The 13,957-nt window shown below is 72.0% G+C and carries 11 protein-coding genes; 7 read left to right on the top strand and 4 right to left on the bottom strand.

All coding sequences use genetic code 11. The annotated features are described in order from the left end of the window. The first annotated feature begins 2 nt into the window (after positions 1 to 2). From Cba03nite_RS19800 to Cba03nite_RS19785, 4 genes are read left to right on the top strand one after another with little or no spacing between them, the layout of a single operon-like run. On the top strand, positions 3 to 965 hold the full coding sequence (locus Cba03nite_RS19800) for a carbohydrate ABC transporter permease (RefSeq protein ID WP_239125889.1): 963 nt from the start codon (positions 3 to 5) through the stop codon (positions 963 to 965). Beyond that, complete coding sequence (locus Cba03nite_RS19795) at positions 962 to 1,804, top strand: carbohydrate ABC transporter permease (RefSeq protein ID WP_203748204.1); 843 nt, start codon at positions 962 to 964, stop codon at positions 1,802 to 1,804. The genes Cba03nite_RS19800 and Cba03nite_RS19795 overlap by 4 nt, the downstream gene beginning before the upstream one ends. 8 nt (positions 1,805 to 1,812) lie before the next feature. After that, positions 1,813 to 3,066, top strand: coding sequence for a 6-phospho-beta-glucosidase (locus Cba03nite_RS19790; protein WP_203748201.1), 1,254 nt, complete (start codon positions 1,813 to 1,815; stop codon positions 3,064 to 3,066). Further along, a complete protein-coding gene (locus Cba03nite_RS19785) occupies positions 3,063 to 4,034 on the top strand; it encodes an N-acetylglucosamine kinase (protein ID WP_203748198.1) in 972 nt (323 codons plus the stop codon). The genes Cba03nite_RS19790 and Cba03nite_RS19785 overlap by 4 nt, the downstream gene beginning before the upstream one ends. 92 nt (positions 4,035 to 4,126) lie before the next feature. Here Cba03nite_RS19785 and Cba03nite_RS19780 read toward each other — a convergent pair whose 3' ends face one another. Then, positions 4,127 to 4,348 (bottom strand): DUF7919 family protein, encoded by a 222-nt coding sequence (locus Cba03nite_RS19780; RefSeq protein ID WP_203748195.1) that lies wholly within the window; start codon positions 4,346 to 4,348, stop codon positions 4,127 to 4,129. Between the two features lie 358 nt (positions 4,349 to 4,706). Between Cba03nite_RS19780 and Cba03nite_RS19775 the strand changes: the two genes are divergently transcribed. Further along, the gene (locus Cba03nite_RS19775) at positions 4,707 to 5,954 is read left to right on the top strand and encodes a hypothetical protein (RefSeq protein ID WP_203748192.1); all 1,248 of its coding nucleotides are present in this window, start codon (positions 4,707 to 4,709) and stop codon (positions 5,952 to 5,954) included. Positions 5,955 to 5,996: 42 nt separating this feature from the next. Here Cba03nite_RS19775 and Cba03nite_RS19770 read toward each other — a convergent pair whose 3' ends face one another. The 3 genes from Cba03nite_RS19770 to Cba03nite_RS19760 are packed head-to-tail and all read right to left on the bottom strand — an operon-like array spanning position 5,997 to position 9,990. After that, positions 5,997 to 6,944 carry a hypothetical protein gene (locus tag Cba03nite_RS19770; RefSeq protein ID WP_203748189.1) on the bottom strand — a complete coding sequence of 316 codons (948 nt, stop codon included), beginning with the start codon at positions 6,942 to 6,944 and terminating at the stop codon, positions 5,997 to 5,999. Continuing rightward, positions 6,941 to 7,600 carry a hypothetical protein gene (locus Cba03nite_RS19765; protein WP_203748186.1) on the bottom strand — a complete coding sequence of 220 codons (660 nt, stop codon included), beginning with the start codon at positions 7,598 to 7,600 and terminating at the stop codon, positions 6,941 to 6,943. Before Cba03nite_RS19765 ends, Cba03nite_RS19770 begins: the two co-directional genes overlap by 4 nt. Continuing rightward, positions 7,597 to 9,990, bottom strand: a complete 2,394-nt coding sequence (locus Cba03nite_RS19760; RefSeq protein ID WP_203748183.1) for a hypothetical protein — start codon at positions 9,988 to 9,990, stop codon at positions 7,597 to 7,599. Before Cba03nite_RS19760 ends, Cba03nite_RS19765 begins: the two co-directional genes overlap by 4 nt. 191 nt (positions 9,991 to 10,181) lie before the next feature. Between Cba03nite_RS19760 and Cba03nite_RS19755 the strand changes: the two genes are divergently transcribed. Next, positions 10,182 to 11,339 carry a serpin family protein gene (locus tag Cba03nite_RS19755; RefSeq protein ID WP_203748180.1) on the top strand — a complete coding sequence of 386 codons (1,158 nt, stop codon included), beginning with the start codon at positions 10,182 to 10,184 and terminating at the stop codon, positions 11,337 to 11,339. A 520-nt stretch (positions 11,340 to 11,859) separates the two neighbouring features. Then, positions 11,860 to 13,911, top strand: coding sequence for an HYR domain-containing protein (locus Cba03nite_RS19750; RefSeq protein WP_203748177.1), 2,052 nt, complete (start codon positions 11,860 to 11,862; stop codon positions 13,909 to 13,911). The last annotated feature ends 46 nt before the right edge of the window (positions 13,912 to 13,957 follow it).

Genomic DNA, 13,957 nt, shown 5'->3' with positions numbered 1-13,957 from the left:
CCGTGGCCGCCATCGCCAGCCAGGGGAGCGCCGGCGCCGTCCGGCGCTCCCCGCGCCGCCCCCTCGTGGTCCTCACCTTCATCGGGCCCGCGCTGATCGGCATCGCCGTCTTCCTGATCTACCCGCTGCTCGCGGCGATCTACTTCTCGTTCACCCGCTTCGACATGTTCAACCCGCCGGTCTGGGTGGGCCTGGACTTCTGGCAGTACGTGTTGTTCGACGACCCGACCGTGCGCGTCGCGGCGAAGAACACGCTGGTCTTCGTCGTGCTGATGGTGCCCGCCCGGACCGTCGGCGCGCTGCTCACCGCGATGCTGCTCAACGCGATGAAGCGCTCCCGCAGCACCTACCGCACGCTGTACTACCTGCCCGCGCTCGCGCCGCCGGTCACCGCAACGATCGCGTTCGTGCTGCTGCTCAAGCCGGGCACGGGGCCGGTCAACACGCTGCTGGCACAGTTCGGCATCGAGGGGCCGGGCTGGTTCAACGACCCCGACTGGGCCAAGACGTCACTCACGCTGCTCGCGCTGTGGGGCGTCGGCGACCTGATGATCATTTTCATGGCGGCGCTGCTCGACGTGCCCAAGGAGCTGTACGAGGCCGCGTCGCTGGACGGCGCGTCCCGCCGCCACCAGTTCCGCTACGTCACCCTGCCCACCATCTCGCCCGTGCTGCTGTTCGCCGTCATCACCGGGATCATCGGCACGCTCAACTACTTCACCCAGGCCGCGGTCGCCGGCAGCGTCGCCTCCGGCCAGGTCACCTCCGGCAGCGGCATCGCCGGGACCTTCGGCTACCCCGAGAACGCGACGCTGACCTACCCCATGCGGCTGTACTCCATCGGGTTCGGCAACAACCTGTTCGGCGCCGCGAACGTCATGGCGGTGATCCTGTTCGTGGTCTCCATGACCGCCACGATCGTGCTGCTGCGCCGGTTCAAAGCCTTCACCGGGAGCGGCTCATGACCACACCCCAGGCCCGCCGCGGCGGCTTCCTGCTGTTCGTCGCCCGGCACGCCATCGGCCTCGCCCTGGCCATCATGTTCCTCGCCCCGATCGTGTTCCTGCTGCTCACCTCGATGATGACCAGCGACCAGACGCTGACGGCCGACCTGTGGCCGCACAGCTGGCACCCGGAGAACTACGTCGAGGCGTTCCGGCGCACCCCGCTGCTGCGGTTCATCGGCAACACGTTCCTCTACGCGATCCTGGCCACCGGGTTCATGCTGCTGGCGAGCGTGCCCGCCGCGTACGCCCTGGCCAAGCTCCGGTGGCGGGGACGCAACCTGACGATGATCCTGATCATCTGCATGATGATGCTGCCCGCGCAGGTCACCACCGTGCCGCTCTACATGATGTGGGCCAACACCGGGCTGACCGGCACCCTGTGGCCGCTCATCCTGCCGATGCTCGCCGGTGACGCGTTCTCCATCTTCCTGCTGCGCCAGTTCCTCGTCACCATCCCCGACGACTACCTCGACGCCGCCCGCATCGACGGCTGCGGCGAATGGGGCACGCTGCTGCGCGTCATCCTGCCCATGGCCAGGCCCGGCATCGCCGCCGCGGCCATGTTCCAGTTCTTCTACGCCTGGAACGACTACTACGGCCCGTTCCTCTACACCAGCGAGAACCAGGAGAACTGGACCATCTCGCTGGGGCTCGCCTCATTCCGGTCGCTGCACCACGTCGAGTGGCATCTCGTCAGCGCGGCGACCCTGCTCACCATGGTCCCGGTCATCGTCCTGTTCTTCCTCGCCCAGAAGGCGTTCGTGCAGGGTGTCACGCTGACCGGCGTGAAAGGTTGAAACCGCACATGAAGATCGCAGTGGTCGGCGGAGGGTCGACCTACACCCCCGAGCTGATCGACGGGTTCGCCCGCCTCGACGCCGACATCAACGAACTCACCCTGATCGACCCCGCCGCCGAACGGCTGGACGTCATCGGCCGGCTCGCCGCGCGGATCATGCGACGCCACGGCCACCCCGGCCGCGTCACCTGGACCAGCGACCTCGACGCCGGGCTCACCGACGCCGACGCCGTCATCATCCAGCTGCGCGTCGGCGGGCAGTCCGCCCGGATCAGCGACGAGACGTTCCCGCTGGACTGCGGCTGCGTCGGCCAGGAGACCACCGGCGCGGGCGGCCTCGCCAAGGCGCTGCGGACCATCCCCGTGGTGCTCGACGTCGCCCGCCGCGCCCGGCTGCGGGCCGCACCGGGCGCCTGGATCGTCAACTTCACCAACCCGACCGGCCTGCTCACCCGGGCCCTGCTCGACGACGGCCACCGCGCCGTCGGGCTGTGCAACGTCGCCATCGGGTTCCAGCGCCGGTTCGCCGCGCTGCTCGACGTCGCCCCCGAGCAGGTCACCCTCGACCACGTCGGGCTCAACCACCTCACCTGGGAGCGCGGCGTCCTCGTCGGCGGCGCGGACCGGCTGCCCGAGCTGCTCGACCGGCACCTCGACACGCTCGCCGACCACGTCGGGCTGCCGCCGGAGATCCTCAGCGGGCTGGAGTGCGTGCCGTCCTACTACCTGCGCTACTTCTACAGCCACGACCGCGTGGTCGCCGAGCAGCGCGGCACACCCAGCCGGGGACAGCAGGTCGCCGATATGGAGCGCACGCTGCTGGAGCTGTACGCCGACCCGAACCTCGACACCAAACCCGAGCTGCTCGCCCAGCGCGGCGGCGCGTACTACTCCGAGGCCGCCGTCGGGCTCATCGGGTCGCTGCGCCGCGGCGACGGCGCCGTGCACGCCGTCAACGTACGCAACGACGGCACCCTGCCGTTCCTGCCCGACGAGGCCGTCATCGAGGTCAGCTGCCGGGTGGACGAGGACGGCGCGGCCCCGCTGCCGGTCCGCCCCGTCGGCCCGCACCTCTCCGGGTTGATGGCGCACGTCAGCGGGTACGAGGAATTAGCCGTCCAGGCCGCGGTCCACGGCGGACGCGAGCGCGTCTACCAGGCGCTGCTCGCCCACCCGCTGGTCGGCCAGCACGACCTGGCGCAGGGCCTGACCGGCCGGCTGCTCGCCGAGAACACCGCGCACCTCGGGTGGGCGGCATGAACGCGCGATACCTGGTCGCCGTCGACGGCGGCAACTCCAAGACCGACGTCATCGTCGCCACCGACGCCGGAGCGGTCCTCGGGCGGGCGCGTGGACCGGCGTCCTCACCGCACCTCATCGGCGTGCCCGGCACGATCGAGCTGCTCGGCACGCTCATCGGGCAGGCCGTCGCCCAGGCGGGGCTCGACGCGAGCGCGCCGCTGGACCGGGCCGAGGTGTACCTCGCCGGAGCCGACCTGCCCGCCGAGGTGCGGATCCTGACCGAGGCCGTGACCGTGGCGGGGTGGGCCCGTGACAACCGGGTCGACAACGACACCTTCGCCCTCATGCGGGCGGGCACCGACGCGGCGCGGTCGATCGCGGTGGTGTGCGGGGCGGGCATCAACTGCGTGGGCCGTGACGCCGACGGGCGGACCGCGCGCTTCCCGGCACTGGGCATGATCACCGGGGACTGGGGCGGCGGTCACCATCTGGCCGAGCTCACGCTGTGGCACGCCGCGCGCGGCGAGGACGGGCGCGGCCCGGTGACGAAGCTGACCGGGGCGGTGGTCGACCACTTCGGGGCCGGGTCCGTGGAGGAACTGGGCGTCGCCGTACACCTGCGGGAGATCGACCCGGGGCGGATCAGCGAGCTGACCCCGGTGCTGTTCGCGGTCGCGGCCGACGGGGACTCGGTGGCCCGGCGGCTGGTCGCCAAGCAGGCCGGCGAGGTGGTGGCGCTGGCCGCGGTCGCCGCCGACCGGCTGGCCATGCGTGACGAGCCGCTGGCGCTGGTGCTCGGCGGTGGTGTGCTGACCGCTCGGCATCCGCTGCTGCACCAGGCGATCCTGGACGGTGTGGCCACGGCGCTGCCCCGCGCGGAGGTGACCGTCCTGGCCCAGCCGCCCGTCACCGGTGCGGCCCTGGCCGGGCTCGACGCGCTGGGCGCGAGCGCGCACGCCAAAGCCGCGCTGCGGGCGCACATTTGACGCTCCCGTTTCCCAGGGGCGGTGTGCCGGGGCGCGTCCATGGCAGGCTCCGGCACACTTGCTTCAACGGGCAGCGACGCCGGCGGGTGAACCTAGCCGCGCCTCCAGACGTCGCGCTCCGCGTCGGCCGGGATCCAAGGGCTCGGCTCGTTGGCCCAACCGGCGTCGTAGCGCCGCACCGCCTCGACGAACCGTGCCGGCGGCACGTAGCCATGCGCGGTGACGTAATGCCAGACCAGCGTCGGCGCGGCGAACATCACGCCCGGCTCGGCAGGCGCATACGCGTAGGGCGTCAGGTCCGCGAAATAGGCCACGAAGCATGGTATTCGGAAGTGGCTGGCGTATCGATCAGCTCCTGCTGTTGACTGGGCGGAGGGCCGCACCGACCCGCCTTACCGGACCGGGGCTGAGCGGCCTGGCATGGCCACGGAGTGCGCGCCCGCAGATCTCGCTGTGCTCATGGCGGCGTCGGTAAGTCGGCCTCGCAGATCCGATGAACCGAAACGACAGGTTCAGTCCATTCACGACGACAGTCGGCGTGATCGAGCTGATCGTCGATGCCGACCCTTGGCATGCCTATCAATAATGGTCGCTGTGACTCCTCGTGCTAGGGCCGTTACCGTCATCGGGCTCGGCGTGGTGGTCGCTGTCTCGACAGCGATACAGGCGCTGGTGACGACGACCGTCGAAGCGAAGCTGCGCCCGTTCGTGCTGCTGGGAGCTGTCATGACCGGCGTCGTCGCCGCGTGGCAGCTGGTGGCCGGCGCAGCGCTGAGCAGCCCAGCCCCGGCACCTGCATCCACATCCAGACCCGAACCGGCGCCCGGACAGCCGCTGCCGCCGTCGACACCGCCTGCGGCGGACAAGCGCAGCCGTGTGCCGATGCTCACCGCGTCACTGGCCCTGCTCGTCGCGCTGGTGAGTGTGCTGCTCCAGTTCCGGCCCGCGGGCGGCGCGTCACCTCACTCCGGCGGATCCATGCCACCGACAATGCTCGCGACGGCGAGCGCGTCGGCGGCCGGGTCACCCTCGGCGACCGTGGCCCGGCCGACGGCCTCGCCCAGCGCCGAGCGCGGCGCTTCCGGTGCCGCCCCGGCCACCATGGTGTGGAAGGGTGTCGACGACGAGACGAGCCTGTGGTGGTCGACGTACACCGGCGGGCGCTGGAGTGAGCAGCGGGCCTTCTCCGACCGCAGCACCCGCACCAGCCCGGCGCTGGCCGCCAGCGGCGGCAAGGTCTACATGGCGTGGCGCGAACCCGGCGACAGCCACATCTTCTGGTCGGCCTACGACGGCGACGGGTGGACGTCACCGCGCAGGCTCGACGACCGGCGCACCGAGACCTCACCGGCTCTGGGTGTGTCCGGCAGCCGGCTGGTCATGGCGTGGCGCGGCGTCGACGGCGACACCGGCATCTACTGGTCGACGTTCGACGGCTCCCGCTGGAGCGATCAGCGCAGTGCCGGCGGGCGGGCCACCGCGGGCAGCCCGGCGCTGGGCAGCGCCGCCGGGAAGCTGTACATGGCGTGGCTGGAAGCCGCCGACGGCGGCACGTACTGGTCGGCGCTGAGCGGGTCGTCGTGGTCGTCGCCGGAACAGCTGCCGGACCGCTGGACGACCACCGGCCCCGCCCTGGGCAGCGACGGTTCCAGGCTGGTCATGGTCTGGAAGGGCGCGGTGGAGGACAACGTCTTCTGGTCGGTGTTCGACGGCTCGGCATGGTCGGCGCAGGAGGTGTTCCCGCACGGTGCCGCCACCGGCCTGGTGCCCGCGTTGAACAGCCGTAAGGGCTCCTTGTTCATGGTGTGGCGCGAGGCCGGGGACAGCCATCTGGTCTGGTCGCGATATGGCAGCGGCCAATGGTCTAGCCCCCGGACACTCGACGACCGGCGCACCGGCACGTCCCCGGCCGTCGCCTGAGGTGACCGCCTCTCGCGTTGCGGCGTCGGGTCGCGAGCAGGCTCACTTCACCACCTTGTCCAGCGCCGCCTTCAGCGCGTCCTGGAACTTGCCGTACTCCGTCAGGTCGAACGGCCAGCGCCACAGCTCCAGCTGGATACCCTGGGACGCGATGCGCAGCGCCTGGTTGTTCGACATCTCCTTGGGCGCGAATCCGATGAACTGGGTGTAGTAGCCGTCCATCTCGGCCAGCCGCTGCGCCGCGTTCTTCGGGCCGACCACCGTCGCGCCGCCGGTGCGGGCCCGCACCGGCACCGGCTCCAGCAGCAGCTTCTCCGGCTTGATGAACTCGCCTTCGATGATCACGCCGTGGCCCCTGGCCCGGACGTAGTCCCACAGGTGCTGGCCGACGGGCAGCTCCTTGAGCCGGGTCAGGTCGTCCATGTTGGAGACGGACTTCGATTCGAACACGGCCAGCACCCAGACCCGGCCGTCGGGGTGCCTGGAGATCACCAGCAGGTCGCCGAGCTGCTTGCCCTGGCCGTCGGTCACGCCGCCGACCAGCTCCACCTTGCCCCACTTCTTGGTCAGCTTCTCCGAGGCCCGCAGCCGTACGCGGTCCAGCGCGCGCATCATGTCGTTGAGTTCGGGCAGCGCGCGCGCCAGCCGCTCCACGATCAGGCCCCGCAGCGCCCGGTCGTCCATGTTGCCGCGGTTGAGGGCCTGGGCGACGATGTCGGCGAACGTGGCCCGGTCGATCCCGGTCAGGATGGCGGGGAACCGGGACAGGAAGCGGTCGTAGAGCCGCAGCGCCTCCGACACCACCGCCCCGGTGATCAACTTGACCAGCCGTTCCAGGTCGCGCATGCCCGCCGCGGCCAGCGCCCGGGGTGCGGCGCGCAGCTCGTAGCGGACCACCTCCTTGCCGAAGATCTGCAGGCTGAGGCGGCGCACGCGCCGGGCGAACCCGGTCCCGTGCCCGAGCCGGATCAGTGACACGACCTTGCTCACGGCGCCGTCTCCTCCTCGTACGACACTTCCAGTGCCTCGCCCAGCGCGAAGCTGTCCGGCTCGCAGAACGCCCTGATCAGCTCCAGGGCGATCCGGCCCACCAGGCGGCCCAGGTGCCGGCCGGACGCGGCCGCATCGGGGGTGGTGCGCACCTGCTCGGACCACCACTCCAGGCTGGCCCGGCCGATCATGGTGGCGACGTCCTCGGCGTCGGGGATGATGTCGCGCAGCGCCTTGACGGCCTCGGCCGGGCCGACCTCGTCGAGCCAGCGGAACACCGCACCCATGCGCTGCATCGCCCGCAGCGTCTCCAGTTCCGCCTTGACCTGCGGTGACAGGCCTTCTGGCGCGTCCTCCACGAGGGGCCGGACGAAGAACTCGGCCAGGCTCACGGTGATGCCGACGCCGGCCAGCTTGAACAGCGCCTCCAGGTCCTTGCGCCAGGCCGCGGCGCCCTCGAGGAAGCCGTCGGCGAACCCGTCGACGAACCCGACCGTGGCCGGCACGGGATACGTCGGCGCGGTGACCATCCGCAGGTACGCGGAGACGTCGGCCGGCCCCACGGAACGGGGCGCCTGCGCGGTCACCGCCGAGATCAGGCCGGAGCTCAGCGCCGCCTGGTCGGCGGCGCTGAGCTGTGCGGACAGGCTGATCACGGGCGCGGCTCGGACAGGTGGACGGCGACGTCCATCGTGGCCAGGTCGCCGCCCGCGACCGCCTCACTGACCTTGCTCTGGGCCAGCAGCGCGGCGGACGCGGCGGCGGTGCGGTCCTTCTCGCCCAGGGCGACGGCCTCGGTGAACAGGTCGGCGGCGGTGGTGCCGGCCAGCGTCACCTCGGTGTGCACCCCGTCGGTCGGCACGTCCTCGGTCCAGGTGCCCAGGCACACATGCTTCTGCACCACCTCCGGGCAGGACCCGCCGCCGGGGACCAGCTCGACCTCCTGCGGGCCGCCCAGGTGGGTGGACCGCCAGTCGGTCAGCTCCTTGAGCACCTTGCGGACCAGGCCCTCGATCCCGGCCGGACCGGTGCCCTGCTGCGAGCGCAGGAAGATCCAGCGCAGCGCGATGTCCTCGTAGCCGGTGCGCACGGGCAGGAACAGCCGCGCCCAGGAGGCGTTGACGAAGTCGCCGGCGGGGCGGGCCGGGTCGCGCAGGCTGCCGTCGCCGTTCCAGGTGCCCGAGTAGGTGCGCGCGGCGGCCAGCTCCCAGTCGAACACCTGCTCCCATACGTCCAGCTCGGCGATCTCGTCGCGGGCGTCGGCCGGGAACATCGCGTTGATGAAGCGGCGCATCAGCTCCTGCGCCGGGTTGAGGCTCGCCCGGTGCGCGATGCGCCACGCCTCGAACTCGGCCAGGGCGACCGCTTCGGCGTCGGCCACCTTCGCCGCGCGCTGCGCGATCAGCGTCGCGCACTGGGCCTCCCACGCGGCCGTCGCGCTGGCCTGGGCCTGGCTCAGCGACGAGGTGTCGGGGATGACCCGGGCCGACAGGGACACCCAGATCTGCGAGGAGCCGGCCAGCCGCCAGCCCGCGCCGCAGTGGATGATCTGGAAGATGGTCCGGTCGCCGGCCGAGTTCACCACCTCCCACGGGTCGCCGACGGTGTGCACGCCGAAGCCGCGGGGCGCGCCGGTCAGCGTCGAGCGCAGGCTGCCCTGCAGGGTCTGGATGTCGCCGTCCCACTTCATGCCGCTGGGCACGTTGATGGGCAGGGTGTAGTCGGCGCTCATGTCGCTGCCCGGCCAGCCGCCCCACTGGGTCAGCTCGGTCATCGGCGGGTCGAGGCCGACCAGGCGGGCGCCGGGCACCTCGCCGACGTTCGGCTGCGGGGGCAGCACCACGGCCGGGACCGAGTCGCGGGCCGCCTTGAGCAGCTTCTCCTTCATGGCGGTCTCGGCGGCGTAGAAGTCACCGGCGGGGTCGCGCACGAACGGGGTCCAGCACAGCCGGACCCCGTAGCGCTCGTGGGAGAACCTGATGCGCTGCAGGACCTTGTAGAAGTGCAGGTCGATGGGGGTGAACTGGTTGGGGTTGCGGATCGTGCGGCGGGCCGCGCGCTCGAACCGGTCCGACTCCGACACCCGGAACACGGTCTTGTGCAGGTCGCGCATCTTGGCCACGTTCTTGGTGGTCCGGGCGGCGACCTCCTTCACCGAGTCGGTGCGGGTGTCGTTGTCGGCGTCCGTGGTCGACTCCGAGACCCCGCCGTTGACGGCGGCCTTGACGCCGTACTCGAAGCCGACGGTGCCGCCCGCGGAGAAGCCGTCGGTGCGGGTCCTGGTGATCGAGCCGGCGATCACCTCGGCGTGGTCGATGGTGGTCGACGACGCGGTCTCGCCCTCGGTGCTGCCCTCGGTCTCGGAGGCGGCCTCGTTCAGGGTGTCTCGCTGCACGAACGAGCGCTGCTCCAGCACCACCTCCTCGCCCGGGGCCAGGCCCATGGTGTGCAGGTGCTCGCCGACCACGAACCCGGCCGGGCGCAGCCGGGTGCGGTCCAGGAACAGCAGGCCGATCTCGGAGCGCGCCAGGTCCAGCAGCACCTGCTCGGGCGTGCGGTCCAGCACGGTGCCGGTGCCGGTGGTCCCGGGGTTGCCCTTGGGTGGCATGTGGGTGCTCATGCCTCCGCCGGTGCTGCCCGTGCCGCCGCCGGGGGCGGTGCTGGTCAGCCTGGTGCCCGCGCGCAGCGTCTCGGCGAGCCGGGCCAGCGACTTCGAGGGCAGCGCCTGCTCCGCCGGGTCGACGCCGGGCACCCCGTGGGCCAGGCGCATCCGCATGGTGGCCTCGCCCTCGGCGGCGGGCGCGGCGGGCGCCTCGACGCCCTTGGCCTGGCCGCCGTGCCATTCCAGCCATTCGGCGGTGGCCTCGCCGGTGAGGCCGGCCGCCTTGGCCAGGTACACCCACTGTGCGCGGGTGAGGACGGGCCGGCCGTTGCCGCCGGTGTTGCTCAAGGCCGCGTACCGGTAGGAGTACACGAAACGGTCGCCGGATCCGGGGGCGCCCTGCAGCGCCTCCACCGGCACACCGAAAGTCACACGTTCGGTCATGGCTGGCAGTGTGGTTCCGCACACCCCGAAGTGCTTGCCACCGTCGATATTCCGACGGGCGATCCGGGCGGCCGCTGCCTTCGCGCCCGGCGCACCGGTGCCCGAGTCTCCGTCGGCCTCAGGCGATACCGGGCACCGAGGAGGCTCTCCTGAGTGGTCGGGACATTGCCGACGGAGCGTAGGGTGTCGCAGTGATCGAGGCAGCGGTGGCGGGCGCGAACGCGCTGACGCGGCGATGGGCGGGCACCGTCGGTTCCGGAGATTCGGTGGCCGTGTCGGGCGCCGGGGTATGGCCGCTGCTGGCCTACCTCGCGCCTGCCGCCGACGGCGCCGGGGGCGACGAGCTGGCGGCGGCGATCGGGCTGCCCGCCGCCGACGCGACCGAGGCGGCGTCGGCGCTGGTCGGGCTGCTCGGGTCGGCGCCTGGGCTGCGAGCCGCGATCGGCGCGTGGGTGCACCCACGGCTGCAACTGCGGGCACAGTGGCGCGACAGCCTGCCGCCCGGCTCCGTCGGGGTGCTCGGCGACCCGGCACTGCTGGACGCCTGGGTACGCGAGCAGACCGGCGGGCTTCTCGACAAGCTGCCGATCACTGTCGACGCCGAGACGCTGCTGGTGCTGGCCTCGGCGCTGGTCGCCCGGACCCGGTGGATCCAGCCGTTCGACGACGGCATGCTCGTCGCGACCACCGGGCCCTGGTCCGGCCGCCGCCTGGCGGGCCTGCACCGGACCACCGCCGAGCGTGACCTGCTCGCGGTGTACGAGACCCCGGCCGGGCCGGTCACCGTGCTGACCGTCGAGGGCGCCGACGGCATCGACGTGGACGTGGCCATCGGCGTACCCGAGGCACCGGCCGCCGCGGTGATCTCCGCCGCGATCGACGCCCCGGCGGCGGTTCCGGCGCGGCGCGGCTCGCAGCTCGCCGAGGGTGACACCGCGCCGGGGGTGACCGTCGACCTCGGCTGGGCGTACGACGACAGCCCCCGGCTGCTGGTGAGCCTGCCTCGGTTCACCGTGACCTCGTCTCATGATCTTCTCGCCCATGCCGAGGTGTTCGGGCTGCTCACAGTGTCGGATCTGAGCACGCAGCGGCTGTCTGGCGTCAGCGACTTCCCGTTGGGCGTCGGCGCGGCGGCGCAGGATCTGACCGCGTCGTTCACCGCGGACGGGTTCGAGGCGGCGGTGGTGACGGCCTTCGGGATGCGGGCCGGCAGCGCGCCGCCGTCGGGGCGGCCGCTGCAGGTGCGGCTGCTGCTGGACCGGCCGTTCGCGTTCGTGGCGCGGCACCGTCCGTCGGGCCTGGTGCTCGTCGCGGGCTGGGTCGCACAGGGCGAGCCGGCGGCCGGCTGAGGCACGGCGGCGTCAGGCGAGCCGGCGGTGAACCGGCAGCCGGTCCGGCCTGGCTCGCATCGGATCCTTCGAGTGCGACCGAGCAGCCGCCAAGTCGGCGGTTGACCGCATCGTCGTCGAAGTCCTCCGGGTGCGCGGGAAGCCCGCGTCCGACGCACGTCGGCAGTCGGCCGGACAGGGCGGATGCTCGGCCCAATACCGTTGCGACACGATGTGAATGGCTGGCCGCACTGTCCGTGATAGCGATTCCGGCTGGCCGAAAAGACGGCGCCGCGAATCACCGCTACATTCTGCTCGCCCGAGTGCCGGTGCCCTCGCGAGTTCGACCATTCGGCCCGACCTTGGCCGCACAAGGACTACCGAAGTGGTGTTGACCTCGTAGAACGCGCTCTCGCATTCGACTTCGGATGGATTCCTACCCTGCGGAGTGATGTCGGCGATCGGTCAACCTCGGCAGAGTCGGCCGCAGCTTCCATCCGCTTTATCCGGGTGGGTAATCGTCGAGCATTGGAGCCTCGCCATGCGAATCAACCGACAACGATGGGTGCGATGGGCCTCGGCCGGAGTCGCCGTACTGGTCTTCGGCTCGGCGTCCGCCGCGTGGGCCGACAACGTCGTGGCCGACGGCGACGGGGCCACGCCGGTCACCGGCAGCGGCCTGAGCTTCGGCACCGTGTGCGTCGGCTCCACCGTCACCAAACCGGCCCTGATCGGCATCCAGCGCAACGGCGCGTCGACCGGCCCGAACGTCTTCGCCAACGGCGCCACCGTCACGCTCGCGGTGACCGCGGTGACCGGATCCGGGGTGAGCACCACCCCGGGCAGCGGCACGATCGGCACCATCGCCCTGCCGTCCAACTGGAGCGCGCAGCCCAACAACACGGTGACGGGAGCGCTGAGCCTGCCCGTGCAGCTCGCCGCCACGACGCCGGGCGCCGTGACCGGGTCGGTGTCGCTGTCGGCCGCCGCCGGCTCGGTGAACCGCGCGACGACGCTGGCCGTGTCGGCGACGGTCGTCGCCTGCGACACCACGGCACCGGTGCTGCACCTGCCCGGCCCGCTCACCGTCGAGGCGACCGGTCCCGGCGGCGCGCTGGTGGCGTACACGGCCACCGCTGACGACGAGAACCCCGCGCACCCCACGGTCACCTGTGATCACCCGTCCGGAGCGACGCTGCCGCTGGGTGCCACGACGGTGTCGTGCAGCGCCACGGACGCCGCGGGCAATACCGGCACCGGGCAGTTCACGGTGACCGTCGTCGACACGGCCGGGCCGGTCATCGAGCCCGTCATGGACATCACCGCCGTGGAGGCGACCGGCCCCGGCGGCGCCGTGGTCACCTACCAGGCGCCGGGCGCGGCCGACGCGGTGGCCGGGACGGTCCCGGTCAGCTGCTCGCCCGCGTCCGGCGCCGAGTTCCCGCTGGGCACCACGACCGTCACCTGTACGGCCTCCGACGGGCACGGCAACACCTCGCAGCGGACGTTCGAGGTCACCGTGCAGGACACGCAGGCGCCCGTGCTCGCGGTGCCGGCCGACCTCACCGCCGAGGCGACCTCCAGCCAGGGCGCGGACGTGACCTACCCGGCTGCCTCGGCGCAGGACGCGGTGGACGGCGCGATCACGCCCACCTGCGCACCCGCCGCGGGCAGCACGTTCCCGCTCGGGACCACCGAGGTCACGTGCACCGCCACCGACAGCGCGCACAACACGGCCACCGGCACGTTCACGGTGACCGTGGCCGACACGACGCCACCCGCGATCACCGGCACGCCCGCCGACATCACCACGGAGGCGACCGGGCCTGCCGGTGCCGACGTGAGCTTCACCCCGCCGACCGCGACGGACCTCGTCGACGGCACCGTCGCGGTGGACTGCGCGCCTGCCTCCGGCGGGTCGTTCCCGGTGGGTGCCACGACGGTGACCTGCTCGGCCCGGGATGCGGCCGGCAACACCGCCACGTCCGCCTTCCAGGTCACCGTGCGCGACACCACGCCGCCGTCGCTGACGCTGCCCGCCGATCAGGTACTCACCGCCACCGGCCCGGACGGCGCCGTGGCGACGTTCCACCCCGAGGCGACCGACCTGGTCGACGGGTCCGTGCCCGTCACCTGCTCGCCCGCCTCCGGCGCCACCTTCGCGATCGGCACGACCGAGGTGAACTGCTCGGCGACCGACCACGCCGGCAACACGGCGCAGGGGTCGTTCAAGGTGACGGTCCGCCGTACGATCAGCGGCTTCTACCAGCCGGTCGACATGAACCGGGTGATCAACACGGTCAAGGGCGGCAGCACGGTGCCGCTGAAGTTCGAGGTGTTCGCCGGGCCGGCCGAGGCCACCACGACGAGCATCATCGCGGCGATCTCGGTGAAGCAGTACAACTGCGACCCGAACGCGCCGCTCGACCCGATCGAGGTCACCGCGACCGGCAACACCAGCCTGCGCTACGACAGCACCGGCGGGCAGTACGTCTACAACTGGCAGACGCCCAAGACCAAGGGCCTGTGCTACCAGGTCGGCGTATCGACGGTCGACGGCGCCACCGTGATCGCGCTGTTCAGGACCACCTGATCAACTCGCGGAGGCAGGGAGCGGCGGGCACTGCCCGCCGCTCCCT

Origin of the sequence: Catellatospora bangladeshensis, assembly GCF_016862575.1 — a bacterium.
GTDB classification, from domain to species: Bacteria; Actinomycetota; Actinomycetes; order Mycobacteriales; family Micromonosporaceae; genus Catellatospora; species Catellatospora bangladeshensis.
The sequence above is the reverse complement of the archived record's forward strand: the minus strand, read 5'-3'. Positions and strand labels throughout refer to the sequence as shown.

Excerpts from the sequence above, each read along its gene's own strand:
- Cba03nite_RS19795 (WP_203748204.1), top strand. The coding sequence starts at position 962 with ATGACCACACCCCAGGCCCGCCGCGGCGGCTTCCTGCTGTTCGTCGCC.
- Cba03nite_RS19790 (WP_203748201.1), top strand. The coding sequence starts at position 1,813 with ATGAAGATCGCAGTGGTCGGCGGAGGGTCGACCTACACCCCCGAGCTG.
- Cba03nite_RS19785 (WP_203748198.1), top strand. The coding sequence starts at position 3,063 with ATGAACGCGCGATACCTGGTCGCCGTCGACGGCGGCAACTCCAAGACC.
- Cba03nite_RS19760 (WP_203748183.1), bottom strand. The coding sequence starts at position 9,990 with ATGACCGAACGTGTGACTTTCGGTGTGCCGGTGGAGGCGCTGCAGGGC.
- Cba03nite_RS19750 (WP_203748177.1), top strand. The coding sequence starts at position 11,860 with ATGCGAATCAACCGACAACGATGGGTGCGATGGGCCTCGGCCGGAGTC.